The following is a 20,998-nucleotide window of genomic DNA, read 5'->3' as shown; positions in this document are numbered from 1 at the left end:
TCACTAAAACCCTATCCATTCTTCTCATACACATTAAACAGCCAATGCCGTAATCAGACCATCATTGGTCAACAACTTAATCGCGACTATATGCCCCTGATAATTGACAGTCGCCTGTACTAAGCTCTGATCAAGAAATGAGACTTCAAACAGTTCCGGTTGGCCTTGCAGGCCTGTGCGCAAGCACTTAGCGGCTGCCTCTTTAGCGCACCAAGTACGGAGTAAATAATCATGTTTAGTTTGTGCCGGCATCTGCTGTAATACAGCCGTTTCTGTCGTGGATAAAGCCCCGAGTAAAAAGTCATAATCTTTATCACTGACTTGCTGTTCTATATCTAAACCAATCGATGCATAGCTTGCTGACACCGCCGCAACACACTGTTGATTATCATGGCTTAACGACACAGCAGGTGCAGGAATCAAGCTATCAACCCACCAACCGGTCACATAAGGAGCCCCTAGCTCATCATGAACAATCTCAATGTCAGCTGGGTATAATAAGGTGGAGGTTTGTTGATAAATCCAGTAACGCACCGCTTCTTTCAACGCTCCCCGCCCAAGTAACCACTGACGTTTATGACGAACGTTTCCTGTCAGTGCGCGCCACTCATTTAGCTCATCATAGCTGAGTAAGATGTGAGCTAATATTCGCATAAATACACCACCTGACTGAGCGCAGAATGCTTCATCAAAGTGTGGAACCTGCCATAAGAGTACATCCGTATCCGAGATGACCGATCCCGCCCCTAACCAGCCATTCAAAGGGTCCCGCCTAACATTGTAAAAACGGTTAGGAACCGGGAAAAAGATATTCACTAAGTTACGGGCACTTAATAACACCTGTCCGTTGCCATCAACACACTCAAACTGCCATGCGCGAGGACTCTCAACAGAGGTCGTTTTCGGATCAACGGGGTGCTGACGCCCACGTAACCGCAGTTCCGGTAGGGCCTGTGGACAGGTAACGGGAAACTCTATTTTTTCTATAGCAGAAGGGAAACTATTGAAATCGGTACCAACTTGTTGCGCAATCCAATACGCCGCTAACTGACCTAGGGCATCCAATAAAACCGGATTGAGCACTAGGTTGGCACGTTCGCCCTCAGTAAAAAAGCCTTGCAAACTAACAGTACTGAGCGATGCATCAATACCTTGATCATTCCAGCCATCGATGCCTTGCATGCTTTGAAAAATAGGGCCATGGAACATGCCCGTACTGTAAAGCTCATCATTACCCCAACGGTACCCATTAGCCGCGCCTAAATCAGGTAGGCGAGGCTGAGTCATTGCGGCCCCTAAGGTAAGCTCAGCTTCAACAATCAACGCGCCCTGACTATGAATAGCGGCACTAAAGCGCCCGTTATCGCCATCAAGGGCCTGCGCGGATACATCCAATTCAATAGACATATCATCCAATGCAATCCAATCGTATGATTTAACATTTTCAATCGTTGTTATCGCAACATTACCTGTCAGTGCAGCAACAGCTTCAGCCATAATTTCAAGGCTGACCATCATCGGCACACAGGATAAACCCATACGCGCTGAGTCATGCTCTGAGACAGTACCCGATAAAATGTGATCTTGTAAAAATTTGTCTTGATAGACATTCAGCTCACAACGGGCACGTAAGTGCTGCTCCGTATGTTCAAGGATGTCACTCAGAAACGGGAAAGGCGTTGCTTCAGCGTATTCAGTGTCTGCCTCCACCTGAGATTCAGACAGAACAGACGAGGAGAATAATGTTTCTTGTTGCGACAAAAAGCCACGCATCAAATCAAAATAATCGGCCATGACAGCATCACTGGCAGCATTCGTACTTTCCATCTCAGCATCAAGCACGGCTGATTCTTGAACAGCAGGTTCTGAACCTGCTGGCTGAACCGGCGCATCATTCCTGACAACAGGCGCTGCATCATAATTAACAGGCGCCATTGTCTGTAAAAGTGTTCGATCGTCATCCGTTAAATGCAAGACCGGCATCGTATTATCGAGCAGCATACCCGATGCCCGACGATGCACATTACTATTCAAATCAACCGAGTCTAACGCTCTATCAACAAATAACCGTTCGATATCAACCGTTTTCTGGTTTACATATAACTGTCCAAGCACGAGTAAAAACTGCTCGACACTGCTTTTCTTACGAATATTACTTGCGACAGAGAGATACTCTTTATCCGCCAATATTTCATTTACAAACGCAGTAAGGTTCCCTGAAGGCCCAACTTCGATAAAATATTGGATCCCATCATCATGCATCGCAGTAACTGTCTCAGCAAAACGAACGGTTTTTGACCACTGACTTGCGGCCAAATTAACAACGTCTGCTTGCTTCGTTGGAAAAAGACCCGCCGATGCACAAGAGTAAAGTGGCAGTTTAGGCGCTTTAACACCCACATCCGCATAGTACTGCTGAAATGCGTCCGTCACGGCCGAAAAGAAAGGTGTGTGGTAGCCACGGTCGAACGGTAATGGCACACAAATACCACCCGCCTCACTTAAAGATTTTTGTAGGCTCGCGATCGCTTCTTTATCACCAAATAGAACTTTCTGGTTAGCGCAATTATCCATCGCCACATAAACAGTAGATGAGAGCTTCGCAATATGCTGATCAATAACAGCAGGTTCCAATGCCCCAACCGTCAACAACGCGCCTGTATGAATACCGCCGCTTTCCAATACTTGCTGATACACTAAATTAAGTTCACGAATAAACTTAGCTAACTGATCAAGATCGGTATTATCAATAGCTCCAGATGCGACGAGTGCCGAGGACTCTCCGGTGCTATGGCCTAACATTGCATCAGGCTCTACACCAAAGGCTTTGAGTAAACCATTCATCGCTTGGCTACCAACAAATACGGCTTCAGAGCCAATATCCATATCATGTAACCGTAGCTCTAAAGCCTTTTTAATCTCTGGCGTTAATTCTATTTCTGGCGGAAAAACCAAATCGGTTCGGCTACTGCCTTGCTGATCATCACCATATAGGCCACGCCAAAAATCAAACCAACCACGCACTTCTGGGAAGTTTAAAGATAACTCTTCGAGCATACTCAGGTATTGCGAGCCTTCTCCCGGAAAGATAAAGGCCAATTTCCCTGATAAAGGCTGATCACTAAAAACTACACCATTACGTGTGGACCAGCGCCCCTTTTTATCCGTTTCTAACTTTTTAAGCGCTTGAGCCAGTTTCTTCGTCAGATCAGCATGATCTTTTACAACAAAAGCAATACGCTGGGCTTCTGCAGTATCTTGACGACAAACTTCAGCGGCTATTTCTGCAATTGTGTAATTTTGAGCATCAGCGAGCGGCTGTAATTGACGAATTTTATCAACCAAGGCGTCCTTAGAGGCCGCTGACAATGCAAAAAGCTCGGCTGGGCGCGTACTGTAATATAAAGGTTTATTGGCTTGTGACGGCGCTTCTTCCAAAATCGCGTGGGTATTAATACCACCAAAACCAAACGAGTTAACTCCCGCACGACGAGGGTTTTCTTTTGAGGTAAACCAAGGGCGCAAAGCGGTATTCACATAAAGCGGCGTTTTCTCGATCGCCAAATCTGGATTAACTTCGTCACATAGCGTTGGCGGTAATACTTTATGATGTAACGCCAATGACGTTTTTATTAAGCCAGCAATGCCTGCAGCGGGAATACAATGACTAATCATCGATTTCACAGAACCCAAAGCAACACTGCCTAATGGGCCTTTGCGCTCACCGAGCACTGAACCCAAAGCCGATACTTCAGTCTGATCCCCAAGCGGAATACCTGTACCATGCGCTTCGATAAGGCCTATAGTTGAAGGGTCTACACCACTGTCTTGATACGCGCGCTGAATAGCTAACGCTTCACCTTCCACACTCGGTGCTAATAGTCCATGTCCACGGCCATCACTCGCTTGCCCAATACCTCGAATAACGGCATAAATTTTATCGCCGTCGGCTTCAGCATCAGATAAGCGTTTAAGTACAACCGTACCCAAGCCCTCGCCCAATAGCGTTCCATCACTGCCTTTAGAAAATGGACGGACTTTACCCCGCTCACTCAATGCACCTAGCTGTGTAAAAATAACAGACACTTCAGCCGGTAATGATGCATTAACACCGCCAGCAAGCATGAGGTTACTGCGATGATTACGTAACTCATCCATTGCGGCACCTACCGCAAGTAAGGAAGAAGAACAGGCCGCATCAAGAATATAATTCGGCCCTCTGAGATTTAAGCGATTTGCTATGCGCCCAGTCATCACGTTAGGCACAAGGCCTGCAGCAATATCCGCATTGGATTGTGGCAATTTGTCGGTCAGTAGTTTACGGATTTGAGCAAGTTTGTCGTCCGATAAGGATGGCGAAACCGCAGCAAGAATTTCCATGGTTTGATCCAGCACAATATGGTGCTGTACATGGTTTCCTTGTCCTCTATGAAGGTACGTACTATGCCCTAGAATAATACCCGTATCAGTATGATCATGCTCATCACCCAAATACCCTGCATCAAGCAACGCGTCTCGAGCAACACGTAACGCCAAGAACTGGTCTGGCTCTCCGCCATCGACTGAGTTTGGCATAATACCAAACTCTCGGGGGTCAAAACGGAAGAGGTCCTTTAAGTAACCACCATAGGGAGTATTAATACGACCTGATTCTAAATAACGTTCAGCTTCCCATGCGGCTTGAGGCTCACCAACAGCATCAACGCACTGGATTATATTTTGCCAAAACGTTTTAAGATCCGGCGCTTCTGGAAACACACAGGCCATACCTATTATAGCAATAGGTTCTGAGCTTTCACTTTTACTCTTCACTACTGATTCCGTCCTTAACTACCACTCAAAGGGCAAGTTTTTCTGTTCCGCCTAAACGGTTCAGTTCCATGCTAGAAATACATTCAAGGTCTTCAATTAACAGTGCAACATTATTTTTCTCATCAACAAAATAAACATCAGAGACAATCGTGTTGGGTTGTTCACTTTCTTTACGTGCAAAGCACATCCTGAGCTTTTCAGGTAGTTTCTCTTGGAATTTCATCACTTTCCCAAAACGCGCTGGCAAAGCAGACTGATCATTAAACGTGCGACCCCAAAGAAGAGCCATTTGGGCAGCCGCATCGGTCATAGCAGGATCAAACACCCAACCATCGTCGACCATTACTGTGCTTAACCATCCCGCTGGGGTGCTCGTTTCAACATCAGAAACCGAACCCTGCTGAGATAAACCAGCAATTTTCTTTATCACCTGAAAACAAGGCCCATGAAACAGCCATTCGTTATAAGCCGTCTCAACAGAAAGCTGCTTATCTGAATGTTTTTCAGGCTCATACGTGAAGCTTTCAGGATACGTTTGTTCTAAACGTAACACCGCTTTGTAGTGCATCCGTTTTTCGGACTGCAGGCTCACAGTCACATCAAAACCGTCACTGCTACCATAAGGCGGTGGGTTTACAACTACTTTTAACTTCTGATTAAGGTCATCCAGTTGCAAACCTTTAAGTAAACGACTATCCCGCGCTTCTACCACATGCCATCCTGGCCAAAGCGCTGTCACTGTTTCGGACATTATCTCCAACGCAACCGCAGCAGGTAACACAGGGATATTATCGATACGGTGCTGTTGTAGGTATTCATGCCGATCGCTCAGATAAAATTCAACAACCTGATCACCTTTTGGCATCGCAGTCACACGTGCATTATCGAGTAGCGCACCGGTTATACGTGGGATACTTTCATCAAACTCAACACGACCAATCGTTGCTTCATGCTTCTCCCAAGGACCAATACCGCAGATCACTTCAATATTTTCAGATGGCTGTTGTAATATCTCTTCACGGAATACATCTCGGCCCGCTTTTGCGGTTACCAACGCAACGCCTTTTTCTGCAAATTTTGCTTCGGTCTCAGCGGTTACCATACCCTCACCAAACTGTGTAGGCCCCCAAGGCCCCCAGCAAAGCGAACGGACAACCACTTTATTTTTCCATAGCTGATTAAGCTGACTACACAAACGATTTAGTAACTCATTCGCTGTAGCGTAATCCAACTGTCCACTATTGCCGTATCGGCCAGCCACTGAGCTAAAGACTGTCAAAAAGCGTAAAGACTCAGGGCGCACATACTTTTGAATATGAAAAAGCCCAAGTACTTTAGTCTCCACAACACGAGACCAGCTCTCACTTGTTTTATCTTGTAAAAGTTTATCTTCAATAATACCCGCGCCATGAACAACGCCATGTAGCGCACCGTATTTATCGTAGATCGTATCCAAAAGCCCTTTCATGGAGCTTTCATCAGTTACATCAACAGCAAAATACTCAACCTTCGCACCCCGCTGTTGGAAATCCTGAAGATTACTCAACATCTCGCGAGCACCGATCACACCTGCGACTTTTTTCATAACTTCAGCCGGTGTCAGTGACAAAATGCCATCACGTACTTGAGCTATAAAGAACTGTCTCAGCTCTGCTTCAGTTTTCAGTGCGGCCGTTTCAGCCGTTTCAGGTTCTGGCAAAGGACTGCGCCCCGTTAACAGCAATGTATTACCGGGTAACGCCACTTCGCGTAGAACTTCAGCCGTAATGCCTCGTAGGCCGCCTGTAGCCAGTACAGTCAAACCGTCCAATGTCGCATTTTCTGCCGGCTGCGGAGCCACTTCGGCAACCGTTTTAAATATTGTACGCTTACCTGCAGGGTAGCCTACCTCTTGACGGCCGCCGCACAGCATCATCTCTTCGAGTAAAATATTTGCCAAATCACCTACAGACTGTTCAGCATCTAGGTCAATAGCTTTAACTCTTAGAGCAGGACGCTCTTCCGATACTGATTTTAAGCAACCGACGAAACCGGACTGTAGAGATAAGCCATTAAAAACCGCATTTGTACGGCCAAATGCTCCCCCGAGCCCACTGGCAGCAACAATATGTGCAGCATCAGAGAACGCGGGACTTAGTCCTTTAAGTAAGAGAAAAAATGACTTCTCATTACTATTCAGTACCGCTTTAAAATCCACAACTGAGCTTTCACTCATCAAGGCAGGGCTGCCGATCTCAGCCAAGTGAATAACACCGGCGAGATCGGCTTTTTCTGCGCAAACCGCAGCAGAAAATTTGAGAATCTGTTCTTCATCCTCAAGAACCGACGGCTCAACAATCTGTACGGTACATCCTCGATCAGTCAGCAGCGCCGCTAATTTACCTGCGATATCTGCTGCATCTCGAGTAATAACATAGTGCCCAATATTCAGCGCACGTTTAGCATTCACCTCTATAGGAGCAGGCGAAGGTACTACTACATGCCGGAATGAGGAGTCCGATAATGTACTCGAAACCTCTGCTCTCACCCCGGCTACTTTAAAAGGGCTTGTCGCCGCTCCTACTGGCAAATCACATAAAAGATCTAACATACCTGTCAGATTTTCTTGTGTATTCAACTGACCTCGATTTTCGCCTAATGCATCACCGTAAGCCGCTGGAAGTGCCTTTAATAAGGAACCAACAATCTCGATACGTTTTATCGAATCGATACCCAAATCGGCTTCTAACTTCTGATCTAAGCCGACCATATCGCTCGGGTAGCCGGTTTTGTCTTCCACGATGTCCAACAACATCTGCGTGATTTTTTCACGATCAAATGCATCATCTGTGGCCGGTTTAGCTTCAGCTACTGGAGCAGCCACTGGTGCTGGCGCGGGAGCCGCAACAGGAGCAACAGCAACGGGCGCTGGGGCTGGAGCAGCGACTGGGGCTACTACAGGCGCAGCGACGGGTGCCGCAACAACAGGAACTCCCATTGATAACTCAGCCATTTGAGGGGCCGTTTTAGGGAGACGCTGTGGTCGCGTTTCACCTGAACGCGGTACCGGAGTACCACTTAAATACATTGACATAACACTTTCCTGACTTTCCAGGAATTGACGCATCATATCAAAGTATTCTGCCATTACTGCCGGACCACCAGCATTTGGTGCTTGCCTGCGCCCATCCATCTTTCGCTCCTTGTTATGCTTAAAATGATGTCTATCGTAAGAAATATTTTCGTTTATTTGCGGAGAAGGAACCGTCGTCATAACGCTTCCTGCACTTGAAGCCTCAGCGGCTACACTGTTTTGCGCTAACACTTGCTCAAGCGTTACCCCAATCTGTCGAACTGCTTCAGTCGCACGCCTCGCACCACTGCCATTAAGCATCCAGGTCTGTTTAGAAATGGGCGCGGCACTGTCATAATTTTCAAGCCCATTCGACGAGACTAATTCACTCTGAATCCCGGCTAACAACGGCTGCAAATCAAGCTCTACACCTTCGCAAACTAAATTAGCAAGCGCGCTTAATAGCCCGTAAACACCTTCCTGATCGTTATCCAAAGTAATAGTTGTATGCGGACGATCACCCAGTATTTGCTTGGTTAAGCGAGATAGTATGGATTTAGGCCCTACTTCAACAAATATGCGCGCACCGTCACGGTACATAGCTTCAATTTCAGCCACAAATTCAACTGGGTTGACCAAGTGAGCAGCCATCGATGATTTCAGCTTTGCAACGCTTGCATCATGCACATCGCCCGTACTGTTAGAATAAACAGGCAGTTCAGGTGATATCCACTTAGTGCTCTCGATCAATTTAGCTAAATGAGATTGAGCGGGTTTGACGAATGAGGAATGAAACGCCGCTGCAACCGGAATTGGAGTCGCCATTATATCGGCTTGAGACAACGCTTCGATCGCTTGAGCGATGCCCGCCTTAGAACCAGAAATAATACACTGCGTAGGCGCATTATGATTTGCAACGATGACACCGTCGATCTGCTTAATAGCAGTTTCAACTTTATCCCGCGTCGCTTGCACTGCGGCCATTGTACCTAGCTCATCACCGGCACGCTTCGCTTCATCAACAATAAAGCGGCCTCGTGCCTCCGACAAAGAGACTAAGGTTTCATAATCAAATGCCCCAGCTGCATGTAAAGCTACAAACTCACCATAACTGTGACCCGCAAACATATCCGCTTTAAAACCTAAGGTTTTCAGCATACGCCACAAACCCGTTTCCACTGCGCCCAATGCGGGTTGAGTCACATCTGTACTTGTTAACGCTTGAGTCGCCGCAGTTTTCTGTTCAGGCGTATAAGCACCTCGCGGATAGATGAAGTCGCTTAGTGAACGTCCAGCAAACCTTTTCTCGAAAGGGGCTTTCAATAACTTATCTGCGTCTGACAGAGCATTACCCACAGTAGAATAGGTGTAAGCTAACTCACGCCCCATTTGTGGATACTGCGCACCTTGTCCGGGAAAAATAGCAGCAACCTTACCGTCGGCTTTCTGCCCATTCCCGTAATATGCACCTTCAGGTAACGCGGAAATTTCATCTTTCAGGTAGCCCAATGTTGCAACCACCTTTTCAGCAAAATCTGCTTGATCTCTAACAACCAGAGTAACGGTTTCAAGACCCGATTTATGCTTATTAATCAGATTGAATGAGAGTTTTTTAAGGTCTAACGCAGCAACTGATGTTAACTCTTTTGCCACATTCGACAATGTAGCAATTAACGCCTCTGTCGTATCTTCACTCCAAATAAGGAGTTCAGCAGGCCCTTGGGTGCGTACAGCCTTCTTCATCCACGGTCTATATTCACCCTGATACTCTTCCATAACCACATGAAAGTTTGTGCCGCCAAAACCAAAAGCACTACAGGCCGCACGTCGTGGTTGCTCTTTCTTTATCCAAGGCTGAGCTTCATCCACAAGGTAAAGTGGGCAATCTTCGCCCATTAATACATTATTCGGCTGAGTTACCCCATAATGAGGCGGAAGAGTCTGATGCTTTAACGCTAAACAGGCTTTAATAAGACCCGCCACACCCGCCGCAGCTTTCGTGTGACCAATCATTGTTTTAACAGAGCCTACCACCGCTTGATGCGTCCCAGCGCCAGCCTCTTTTAGTAGACTAATGGTACTTTCCAGCTCAGCAGTATCACCCGCCACAGTCCCTGTACCATGCGCCTCAAATAAACCTACTGTTTCAGGACCAAAGCCTGCTTGTTTATAAGCACGACGCATAGCCCTAAGCTGACCTTGAGGTAATGGTGCGGTTAAACCTTTAGCCTTACCATCACTACTACCACCCACGCCTTTTATAACAGCATAGACCTGATCACCATCCCGCTCTGCATCAGCAAGGCGTTTCATAGCGACCATCGCAATCCCCTCTGAAATCACAATGCCATCCCCTGACACATCAAAGGTGCTGCAACGACCACGCGGAGAAAGGGCCTGAGTTTTACTAAAACAAAGATAACCGAATGGGCCTTGAACGGTATCTACACCACCCGCCAACACCATATTGCTACGTCCAGCAGAAAGCTCAGAAATGCCTTGATAAATAGCAGCTAAAGAGGAGGCACAGGCCGCATCTGTCGTGAAATTAACGCCACCAAAATTCAACCTATTAGCGATACGACCTGCCATAACATTGATCAATATCCCAGCGAATGAGTCTTCCGTCCATTCCGGCAAAATATCCGCTATATGATCAGGCAAGTCACCTTTGAAACGTGGCATTTCAGCACGCAAACCATACTGCATGCCCACGTCACCGGCACCCCCACTAGCCCCAATAATGACAGAGGCATTTTCACGATCAAAATCCCGTTTATCATAGCCGGCATCCGCCAGCGTTCTCGATGCCACTTCCAACGCCATCAACTGCATTGGATCTACAGCTTCTACAGATTTAGGCGGCATACCATATTTAGTTGGATCAAATGCTAAGTCATCAATAAATCCACCCCAGCGAGAGTAGATTTTATCTTTAGAGTAACGATCTTCATCAAAATATAAACGCCAATCCCAACGATGGGATGGAATCTCAGTAATCGCATCAACTTTGTCTAAAATATTAGACCAGTACTCTTCGGTAGAATTTGCACCCGGAAATAAGCCAGAAATACCAACAATGGCTATATCGACAGGCGACGAATCAGCCTCATCTTCCTGAGCGGAATCCATTGAGTTAGCGACCAATAATGCATGACTGTCTTCGGTTACTTGAGCGTGCAGCGTTTCAACATCAATCAGCTCAGTACGCAAAGTGGCAACTTGACCCAACATATACATACCATCAGCATGCTGCGTTGCCTCATCTAACGCCGTCAATTTGGCATTTTCACCAAGGCGAGCACACCCTTTAGAGGCGATACGGAGACGCCCCATAATCAGGTCATCTAAGGTAGCGCGCGCCTCATCTACTGGCACGCCTTGCTCTATCATTTCGCGACGTTTATCAAAAAACATCTTAGCAAAAGGCGTATAAGCACAGCGACTCGCATGGCCTGGACCTGACTCCAAGCTTACCGTGTGTTCACACTCAACCACTTCTTTCTGGAACGCCGGAACAATTGCGCCGGACTCAACGATCTCTTTGGTGAAAAGATAACTACTGCCCATTAATGCGCCCACCTGGACACCTTTATCCAACAAGGGGGCAGCTAACACCTGAACCATCGCAGCAGACGCCGCATCATGAATCCCACCGGCGAATAACAGCTGAATACCTTCGCCTTTAGTTTTACCCGACTCCAACTCCTCAAGCAGCCGATCAACCATTGAGCTCCATAAAACAAAGCTACTCAAAGGCCCGATATGCCCACCACACTCGCGCCCTTCAAAGATAAAGCGGCGTGCGCCTTCTTGTAGGAAAAGCGGTATAAGATTCGCCGATGGCACATGCAAGAAAGACTGAATACCTTCCTGCTCCAATTTGACTGCCTGGTCAGGTCGACCACCCGCAATAATGGCGTACTGAGGCTTGTACTTTTGCGCAAGCTCAATCTGTTCATCCAATAAAGACTGTGGCGCAAAACCCAACAACCCAATCCCCCAAGGCTTATCACCTAGGCGCTTATCCGTTTCAGCCAACAACTTATCTAAGGCAGCGCCTTTCAACAGAGCAAAAGCCAGCATAGGCAGTGCCCCGCCATCGGCCACAGCCCCAGCAAATTCTGCACTATCAGATACACGGCTCATCGGCCCCTGAACAAGCGGAAAGCGAACACCTAACGCTTCAGCTAAGGGCGCATTCTCAGCAAGCGGTTTATATTGAATAGCAGCTTGCATAGAGTCATGAATGGTCTGATCTATAGCAGCAAAAACATTGGAGAGATATCCATACTTTTCACGCCAAGCTTTAGCAAAACAGACATCTTGTCCCAAAGGCAACAAACCTTTTTGAGGTGCATCCCAATCTATTTTACCTAATACATCTTCTGGATTAACTAAGCGTCCTGACACGTTGTTGTTAAATACTTGTGCTTCTCGATAACCGGGACGAACCAATACTCTAAAATAGGCGCCCAGCTCTTCATCACCTACTGCTATTGTCTCATTACCCGACAAATTACCAATAAACGAGGATAAGCGTTCAGATAGCGGTGAATCCTTTAACAGTAAGACTTGGCTTTCTAGCACGCCGCCTTTTGCACCAACAGCACTACAGGCAGCCGCAACATGGGGAGTAATACCACCGCGAACAAAAAGCGGAAGGCCCGTTTTTGCAGACCATTTTTGCAGCAAGATAAAGCTACTGCCTTCACCAACAAAGCCACCAGCTTCATGACCTTTAACCATCAAGCCATCTACTTGTTTCTCAAGCGTAGCGGCATCGGTATGAGCGTTAGTTACCTCAACTAAAACGGTTACACCTAATTTACGCAGCCGCTTAATCTCGGTTGCAAGCGAAGCGAGTACTAACTCATCAACAATAAGGTAACTAAAGCCTTGGTCTACGCTAGCTGCAGCAGCACTAAGAAGCGCTTTTTGAGGGGTATCAACTTTGATACCGAAGGGGTTTCGCGCATGAACAGAGAGAAGCGCGAACTGCTCAAGTAATTTGTCAGAATCAGCACTTAATTCTGCGTTTAATATCCCTATACCTCCAGCTCTGCATGCCGCAATCGCCAACGAAGCATCATTATAGCCCGCTGGAGTGTATACAAATTTCTTGAATTCGTTCATGCAACCATCCCTGCCTCAAAAATTAAGCTAACAACCTAAATCAAACAGCAAAATCAATGCCATCAAAGCACAATGCTTAACCTATATTTTACTATAGATCATAACTACACAAGGCAATGCATCATGACAACCCGCACACCCTTGTTAAATTTTATTAAAATTTTATCAAATAAAGTCATTACACCTTATTTTGTTCCCAAAAAAAGCATAAACTCATGAAAAAAAGACAAAAAACAACAAAAAACTATAGCCATCGTCAGTCTAATGAAAACAAGAGATATACACAATAAGCCTTTTGCAGCGTACTAGAAAAATAATGACATATAAATGTGACAACAAAAGGACAGAACAATAAACTAAATAATGCACTGAATGCGAGCAACCGAACCTATTACCGCCATATAATCGCCCTTAAAATTAAAGGCTTACCTTAAGTACACATAGGTACAGTCAAATAAACAAAAGAGGAAGGAGGGGGGATCAACAATCAAACAATACTGCACGTCAGTTTAAAGCACAAAACACTCAATAAAACCTATCGAGTGCTTTGATAGAAAGGCCTTTAAACTATTTACGAACTGGCCAAATTATCCAGCCCTCGCTCAACCATGGCAACAGCACTAAAGATCGCGCGCCCCTTATTCATCGTCTCCTTCCACTCCAAACGAGGAATCGAATCAGCCACAACGCCAGCACCCGCTTGAATATGCAATATATTATCTTTGATAACCGCCGTTCTAATCGCGATAGCCGTATCCATATTGCCATTCCAAGAAAGGTAACCTACCGCACCGCCGTAGACCCCGCGCTTAACCGATTCCATCTCATCAATGATCTCCATAGCACGCACTTTAGGTGCTCCGCTCAACGTACCAGCCGGTAAAGTTGCACGCAAAACATCCATAGCAGACACATCAGGCTTCAGCTTTGCGTTCACGTTAGATACGATATGCATCACATGGGAGTAACGCTCAACCACCATTTTATCGGTCAGCTCTACAGCCCCAATTTCAGCAACACGCCCCACATCATTTCGCCCTAAATCAATGAGCATCAAGTGTTCAGCAATCTCTTTTGGATCAGCCAGCAGCTCTTTTTCCATCGCTAGGTCTTCTTCTGGCGTCAAACCACGTTTACGTGTCCCAGCAATAGGGCGTACGCTTACCTGACCATCCTCTACACGCGCAAGGATTTCAGGTGATGACCCAACCACATGAAAATCATCCAGGTTGAGCACATACATATAAGGAGAGGGGTTAAGGCAACGCAATGCGCGATACAGATCAAGCGGCTTGCTACTAAAGGGAATCGACATACGCTGGGAGATGACACATTGCATAATGTCGCCATCTAAAACATACTCTTTAATTTTATCCACCGCTTCGATAAACGCTTGCTCACCAAAGCTCGATTTAAATTCAGCTTCGCTGACAACCCTTTGCTGCTCAACAGGCTTTTCATCATAAGGCGTTGTAGACCTTAACTGGAGCACAAGTGTATCAAGGCGTTTTTGCGCTTTTTCATATGCATCAGCATCTGCAGGATCACCATGACAAATCAACACCAATTTGCCAGCAAGGTTATCAAATACAACCACCTCATCCGAAACCATCAACAGAATATCAGGCGTACCAAGCACATCTTCAGGACAGCTATCTTTTAAGCGCTTTTCTACATAACGAACACAATCGTAACCAAAATAACCAACGAGCCCGCCATTAAAACGAGGAAGCCCCTCAATTTCGGGAACACGGTAACGCGCCTGAAAGCGTTCAACGAAGTCCAGCGGGTCTTCTACATCATGGCTTTCAACCAAAACCCCCTCTTCAAATATAGATACCTTATTACCAAAAACTTTTAAGATCGTTCGGCTCGGCAATCCAATTATGGAATAACGCCCCCAAGTCTCCCCCCCTTCCACAGACTCAAGCAGGTAACTATAAGGCGCATTCGCTAATTTTTTGTACGTCGATAAAGGCGTATCTAAGTCAGCTAATACTTCACGCGTGACAGGGATACGATTGAAATTCTGTGCGGACAGTTCCGCGAACTGTTCTGGTGTCATGATGGGTCTCTCACAATGCCGATAAACTGTATTTTAAGGCGTACTGGGCAGCACAATATAGAGGAAGACATACCCACAAGGGATATTGGCAATCTACAACCCATATTTACATACGAGTTCGGATTAAAAGATAGCAAGCCTGCCTAAATTAACGTCTGCTTAAATAAAATATCAGACACGCCATCGCCAACATCCACCTAGGGTGGATAAACGAATAGGTGCAAAAGTTTTGATTAGCATAGCTGTAATAAATAACATTACGTCAGGCTTACATTTAAATTAAGTAACCTAAACCATATAGCAGCAATTCATTTCAATCAACTGCCGACAAGAGAAATATGATGTGATAATCAATCTTTAGGCTAAAATTGCAATCCGCTATAAAAAGCAACAACCTAGACACAGAAACACTATCCAATACAAAGAACGGCCTTGGCGACAAAAGCACGCACAAACCTTGTACCAAAAAAAAGCCCCGGCAAGCCAGGGCATAAGTAAGTGCTGTGATAAGATACTGCTTCGTCTCGAACAATTAAAACTTAACAGTGCAAACCAACTAAACAAGATCTGGCTTGTGAGCTACTCCAATCCTAACAGCCAGATAAAAACTAAAAAGTCGAGTTTAATGCCGGAAATTATCATTTTTTACGATCAGTGACGCAAAACACATTATAAAAGCTGATCCAATCGATCAACGATCAAGTCAGGTTTAGATAACGAGATCGCGTCACCATGATTGTAGCCGTAAGGCACGCACACAACAGGGCAACCCGCTGCTCGAGCCGCACGCACATCATTAACAGAGTCCCCCACCATTAATGAATGCTCAGCCTTTACTCCGCATTGACGCATCGCCTCTAGTAACGGCGAAGGGTCTGGTTTTTTTTTGGGCAAACTATCCCCCCCTAAAACCACACTAAAAAAGCCATCTAGACCAAAGCCTGCCAACATAGTTTGTGTAAACGCTAGCGGCTTATTAGTAACCAATGCTAATTTGATACCCTGCCCTTTCAACCCTTCCAAGCATGCAAGAGCACCCGAATAGAGCTGACTCTGATCCGCCGTAGCCTCACCATAAAAACGCAAGAACAACTCATAACCATGATCGAACAGGCCATCATCAACCGGCACAGCACCAAAGGCATCGACCAGCGCTCGCCGAACAAGAGCAGTAGCGCCATTCCCTACCCAGCGAACCACTTTATCCACACCGGCTTCATCCCGACCTAAAGCGACTAACATTTTATCAATGGCGCTAGCCAAATCAGGCACACTATCAACAAGCGTACCATCCAAATCAAACATAATAAGCTCAGGCAACTGACCAGAAAAAAGCTGACGCACGATCAACGACCAACCAATGCCAACTGCTCACGCATCTTCTCAATCGTTGCAGCATAGTCATCCGTATTAAATATGGCTGACCCTGCGACAAACGTATCCGCACCCGCTTCAGCGATCTCTCTAATATTTCCCACACCAACACCGCCATCAACTTCTAAACGGATATCGAAACCACTCCGATCAATAATATCACGCGCTTGACGCAGCTTATCCAATGTTCTTGGGATGAATTTTTGACCACCAAACCCCGGATTCACAGACATCAACAACACCATATCCACCTTATCCAAAACATATTCCAAATGACTTAACGGTGTTGCAGGGTTAAAAACAAGACCCGATTTACACCCTGCATCCCTAATCATCTGCAAGGAGCGATCTACATGTTCTGAACCTTCAGGATGAAACGTAATATAGCTTGCACCCGCTTCAATGAAGTCACCAATCAATCGATCGACAGGCTTCACCATAAGGTGCACATCAATCGGCGCAGTAATACCATGCTTACGCAAGGCACTACACACCATTGGACCAATGGTAAGATTAGGAACGTAGTGATTATCCATAACATCAAAATGGACAATATCCGCCCCCGCAGTCAACACGCTCTCAACCTCCTCACCCAAACGCGCAAAATCAGCAGACAGTATCGAAGGAGCGATCTTAAAATCAGACATATTTTTGATCCACAAAGTATAGAGTTAACCTATTTTAACGGAGCAAGCATCTTGCTGTCAGCCTACATCTTACCCATAATCAGAAATATGAAACTTATTCCGATTATTTCCATTATTATTTTTACACTGAGTTCGTTCAGCTACGCGGCCGACAACGAAAACGCTGCCACGCCCGATCAACCCGAGGCAACCACATCGCAACCATCGCCTCCCGAAACACCTCGGACCGAGCCAAACTTAGATAGCAACCGCATTCAGGAGCTGATAAAAAACACACCGCAAGAAACCGAACTGCTGCAGCTTGATACAGGCAAAGAGAACGAAAAACTCATCGGCTTTTACCGCAGCGAAGGTAGCGGAACATCTCAAGGGGGGATTATTATCTTTCCTGATCAAAGCACGCATATAGCATGGCCAGAAGATATTAGCGTTCTCAGCAACGGGCTGGCTGATTTTGGCTGGTACACACTTGCTATCTACCTACCACAACCACCAGTACAGCCCATTCCCGAAAGAACATTACCCACGTTATCAAGCTTCACACCCGCAGCGGCCGCCACTGAAGACACCGACGCCCCAAATGACACGCCACCTGCGGCACCCGACGAAACACCAACAAGCACAGATATAAAAGAAAACACAGCAACTGACACACCCGAAGAGCCCTACGAAGAAGCCGTTTTTAGACTAGGAAAAACAGCTATTAGCTATATGACGACCCGTGACGACCTAGACCGTTTTATCGTGATAGGCATAGGGACCGGCGCCAGCTGGGCTGCTCAATACGTAAAGAAATACCAAGAGGAACAAGATCTGAGGTTGCTTATGATTAATGCAAAGCAACCCAACGGTAGCTTAGCACTGACGGAGATACTCCCTGAGATCAAAGACACCATCATCGACCTGCATCAAAGCTCCCCCATATCGTCGGCAACCAATAGCATATCAAACGCCACCGCCAACCGGTTACGACTCGCTCGACACAAGAAAATGGATAACTTCCACCAAGGTAGACTGCCCGCCACGACAGATAACTGGAAACGCAATAACTCTTGGCTGCTAAAACACGTCAGGGGCGTCATCAACACTTATATTGTTAAAGCGGAACGTATAGAGCGTGAACTCAAGCTCAACAACAAAGCACCCACAAAGGAAAACGCGCCGGGTCAATAATCCGCCGGCGCCCCACATACGGAGAAAAACATTATGATTCCCGCGCGTGCTTAATACGCTCATAAGCCGCCTGAATCTCTTGACACTTTTCTTTAGCAATCTCAATCATCTCTTCAGGCAAACCTTTAGAGACGAGCTTATCAGGATGATGCTGACTCATTTGACGGCGATACGCCTTTTTAAGCTCCGCATCACTTGCATCACTACTCACGCCCAAAACCGCATACGCATCTTTCAGCATTACACCGCTATCAACACCGTCATGCCCATGCCGATAAAAATCACGCTCCCCTTTAACTCGGGCAATCACCTCTTCGACAGAATCGACACCAAAATCAAGTAACCGGCAAACTGCATCAATGACACTAAGCTCAGCCTCACTCACCTCACCATCCGCCATTGCCGCTTGCAACTGAATTTCAACAAACATTAACTTTACGGTAGGGCGCGACCTCAACATAATCGACAACGGCTTAAGCACACCAGCTAAATCAAACCCAGGATCCTTACCCTCAGAAAAAAACGACATCGCTTGGCGCTTACGCGGCTCATCCAAGCGCATTTGAGCCATCACATTACGCGCATATTGAATTTCGTCTTCAGTCACCCGGCCATCCGCTTTAGCGACCCGCCCCATGACAATAAACGTTGCTTTAAAAAAGGCCTCTTGAGGATTAACAGCGGCAGCCGCACCTTTTAATCCGCGACCGATTAAAAAGCCGACAAAACCACCAAAGATCAATCCAGCAAAACCACCCCAGAACAACCCAATAACCGCGCACAAGAGTATCGATGTCGAATGTTTCTTAACGCTAGCGCCCAACTCAGCGCCTTTTTGTTGTGCATCAAATGCCATCTATTTTTTGCTCCCGTACTAACATATCTACCTGCTGTAAACGTTCTGGTGTACCTATATCCGCCCAATACCCTTGATACAACACCCCTTTCACATCACCCGTAGCGATAGCTTCATGAAGCAGAGGGCCCAAAGGAGCCGATTCATTTTCATGTAACTTATCAAACATAGCGATAGGCAGCACGCTAATTCCACTAAACGTATACCGATCACCATCAACGGGATGCAAACGATCGCCATTCAAGCAAAAATCGCCCTGAGGGTTATGGCTTGGATTAGGCACTAAAACCAAATAAGGCGCCATTTTTTCTAACCGGGTAAGGTCAGAGTAGGGATAGTTGGTAAATACATCACCGTTAATCAATACAAATGAGGATTCCTGCGCAGACCCAAGCAAAGGTAATGCTTTTCGAATACCACCCGCTGTTTCTAACGGCGCCCCCTCACGCGAGTAGTCAATCCTCGCCCCAAAACGAGCACCATCACCCAAATACGCCTCAATCTGCTCGCCCAGCCATGCATGATTAATAACAATCTCATTAAAACCGGCATCCACTAAACGCTGAACATGGTATTCAATCAACGGAACCCCTGCCACCTTGAGTAAAGGTTTAGGCGTCGTTAACGTCAGCGGCCTCATACGCGCGCCCAACCCCGCAGCCAAAATCATCGCTTTCATTCAACAATCCAGTCATCTAAGACATCAGTTTCAAAGTATTGGCTCTTTCGCATGCAAGGCAGCACTTTCTGCACCAACCAACCAGCAACAGGTTTAAGCTCTTCCGTCTTCGCCGCTACCGAAATCAAATAATTCATAGTTCGAGGAATATCCGCTAAATAACCAGACTTACCATCACGAATATTTAGACGGGCAAAAATACCTATTGCTTTTAAATGTCGCTGTGCGCCCATCAAGTCAAACCAACGACGAAAATGAACAGCATCTGGCATCGCACTGCCTCGTTCAATAAGTTTCAAACGATACCCTTCCACCCAACCATATACCTGCTCATCAGGCCAACTAACATAACAATCCCGCAATATAGAAGCGAGATCGTAAGTCACCGGCCCTTCAACTGCATCTTGAAAATCAATAACACCCGGCGCTTGGCCCGGCCTATACATTAAGTTTCTTGAATGAAAATCCCTATGAACAAACACTAACGGCTGCTCTAACGCTGAATCAATCACATAATTAAATAAAAGCCCGACCATTTGCAGCTCGTCTTCGTCCAATTCGATACCAAGAAGCTTTTGCAAAAACCATTCACTAAATAACGCCACTTCCCTATCCAAAAGCGTGCGATCGTAAAGGGGGAACGCGCTACCGGCAGCGGGTCTACAGCTCTGTATTACAAGCAAAGTCTCTAATGCATCAGAATAAAGCTCATTTACTGTGGTCTCATTTAACTTAGCGAGGTAAAGATCATCACCAAAATCCTCCAACAACATAAATCCTTGCTGCAGATCATGCTGATGTATATGAGGTACGGAAACACCTACACTTTCTAACGCGTCCGCCATTGACACAAAAGGACGACTATCTTCTTTGTCCGGTGGCGCATCAACCGCAATCCAGCTCTTCCCACCAGAATTAGCACGAAAATAACGGCGAAAACTGGCATCGCCAGATACAGGTAACAGCTGCCAATTATTCGCATCAAACCTATCAAATGCTAATAACGCCTGCCCCACCCAGTCTTTTAATTGCCCGTACCTTTGATCCATTAAACTACTTCGCTCTATGTTTTAAGCTAATTTTTCGCCTATTATGACATTCCGCACCCGTAAATGGGTACAACCTCACCTAGGATAAGTTCAAACAACACAACAATCCGCATAAAAAGCAACCGAATGCTACACTCGCCGCAGAGAATGATTTA

The 20,998-nt window shown here is 46.2% G+C and carries 9 protein-coding genes; 1 reads left to right on the top strand and 8 read right to left on the bottom strand.

What is annotated here, in order from left to right; genetic code table 11:
- Positions 1-33 precede the first annotated feature (33 nt).
- The 5 genes from A3773_RS07240 to rpe form a co-directional block, all read right to left on the bottom strand.
- Positions 34-4,812, bottom strand: a complete 4,779-nt coding sequence (locus A3773_RS07240) for a type I polyketide synthase (protein ID WP_067984516.1) — start codon at positions 4,810-4,812, stop codon at positions 34-36.
- 25 nt (positions 4,813-4,837) lie between these two features.
- Positions 4,838-13,000, bottom strand: coding sequence for a type I polyketide synthase (locus A3773_RS07235; protein ID WP_067984514.1), 8,163 nt, complete (start codon positions 12,998-13,000; stop codon positions 4,838-4,840).
- Between the two features lie 571 nt (positions 13,001-13,571).
- Complete coding sequence (gene trpE / locus A3773_RS07230; RefSeq protein WP_067984512.1) at positions 13,572-15,065, bottom strand: anthranilate synthase component I; 1,494 nt, start codon at positions 15,063-15,065, stop codon at positions 13,572-13,574.
- A gap of 669 nt (positions 15,066-15,734) precedes the next feature.
- Positions 15,735-16,409, bottom strand: coding sequence for a phosphoglycolate phosphatase (locus A3773_RS07225; protein WP_231902163.1), 675 nt, complete (start codon positions 16,407-16,409; stop codon positions 15,735-15,737).
- A 2-nt stretch (positions 16,410-16,411) separates the two neighbouring features.
- Positions 16,412-17,086, bottom strand: a complete 675-nt coding sequence (gene rpe / locus A3773_RS07220; RefSeq protein ID WP_067984510.1) for a ribulose-phosphate 3-epimerase — start codon at positions 17,084-17,086, stop codon at positions 16,412-16,414.
- A gap of 87 nt (positions 17,087-17,173) precedes the next feature.
- Between rpe and A3773_RS07215 the strand changes: the two genes are divergently transcribed.
- Positions 17,174-18,259 carry a DUF3530 family protein gene (locus A3773_RS07215; RefSeq protein ID WP_067984508.1) on the top strand — a complete coding sequence of 362 codons (1,086 nt, stop codon included), beginning with the start codon at positions 17,174-17,176 and terminating at the stop codon, positions 18,257-18,259.
- Positions 18,260-18,290: 31 nt separating this feature from the next.
- Here the strand turns inward: A3773_RS07215 and djlA are convergent, their stop codons facing one another.
- Genes djlA through A3773_RS07200 form a run of 3 tightly spaced genes read right to left on the bottom strand, consistent with a single transcriptional unit; the run spans position 18,291 to position 20,843 of the window.
- Positions 18,291-19,115: a co-chaperone DjlA gene (gene djlA / locus A3773_RS07210; RefSeq protein ID WP_067984507.1), complete on the bottom strand. Its 825-nt coding sequence runs from the start codon at positions 19,113-19,115 to the stop codon at positions 18,291-18,293.
- Positions 19,105-19,794, bottom strand: coding sequence for an N-acetylmuramate alpha-1-phosphate uridylyltransferase MurU (murU, locus tag A3773_RS07205; protein ID WP_067984505.1), 690 nt, complete (start codon positions 19,792-19,794; stop codon positions 19,105-19,107). Before murU ends, djlA begins: the two co-directional genes overlap by 11 nt.
- Positions 19,791-20,843: an aminoglycoside phosphotransferase family protein gene (locus A3773_RS07200; protein WP_067984503.1), complete on the bottom strand. Its 1,053-nt coding sequence runs from the start codon at positions 20,841-20,843 to the stop codon at positions 19,791-19,793. Before A3773_RS07200 ends, murU begins: the two co-directional genes overlap by 4 nt.
- Positions 20,844-20,998 lie beyond the last annotated feature (155 nt).

The sequence above is a fragment of the Neptuniibacter pectenicola genome (assembly GCF_001597735.1).
Classification (GTDB): Bacteria; Pseudomonadota; Gammaproteobacteria; order Pseudomonadales; family Balneatricaceae; genus Neptuniibacter; species Neptuniibacter pectenicola.
Note: the sequence above shows the minus strand (reverse complement) of the source record. Positions and strands in the feature narration are given on the sequence as shown.

Bases quoted from the DNA above. Each gene is read 5' to 3' on its own strand.
- A3773_RS07235 (WP_067984514.1), bottom strand. From the start codon at position 13,000: ATGAACGAATTCAAGAAATTTGTATACACTCCAGCGGGCTATAATGAT.
- trpE (WP_067984512.1), bottom strand. From the start codon at position 15,065: ATGACACCAGAACAGTTCGCGGAACTGTCCGCACAGAATTTCAATCGT.
- rpe (WP_067984510.1), bottom strand. From the start codon at position 17,086: ATGTCTGATTTTAAGATCGCTCCTTCGATACTGTCTGCTGATTTTGCG.
- A3773_RS07215 (WP_067984508.1), top strand. From the start codon at position 17,174: ATGAAACTTATTCCGATTATTTCCATTATTATTTTTACACTGAGTTCG.
- djlA (WP_067984507.1), bottom strand. From the start codon at position 19,115: ATGGCATTTGATGCACAACAAAAAGGCGCTGAGTTGGGCGCTAGCGTT.
- murU (WP_067984505.1), bottom strand. From the start codon at position 19,794: ATGAAAGCGATGATTTTGGCTGCGGGGTTGGGCGCGCGTATGAGGCCG.
- A3773_RS07200 (WP_067984503.1), bottom strand. From the start codon at position 20,843: ATGGATCAAAGGTACGGGCAATTAAAAGACTGGGTGGGGCAGGCGTTA.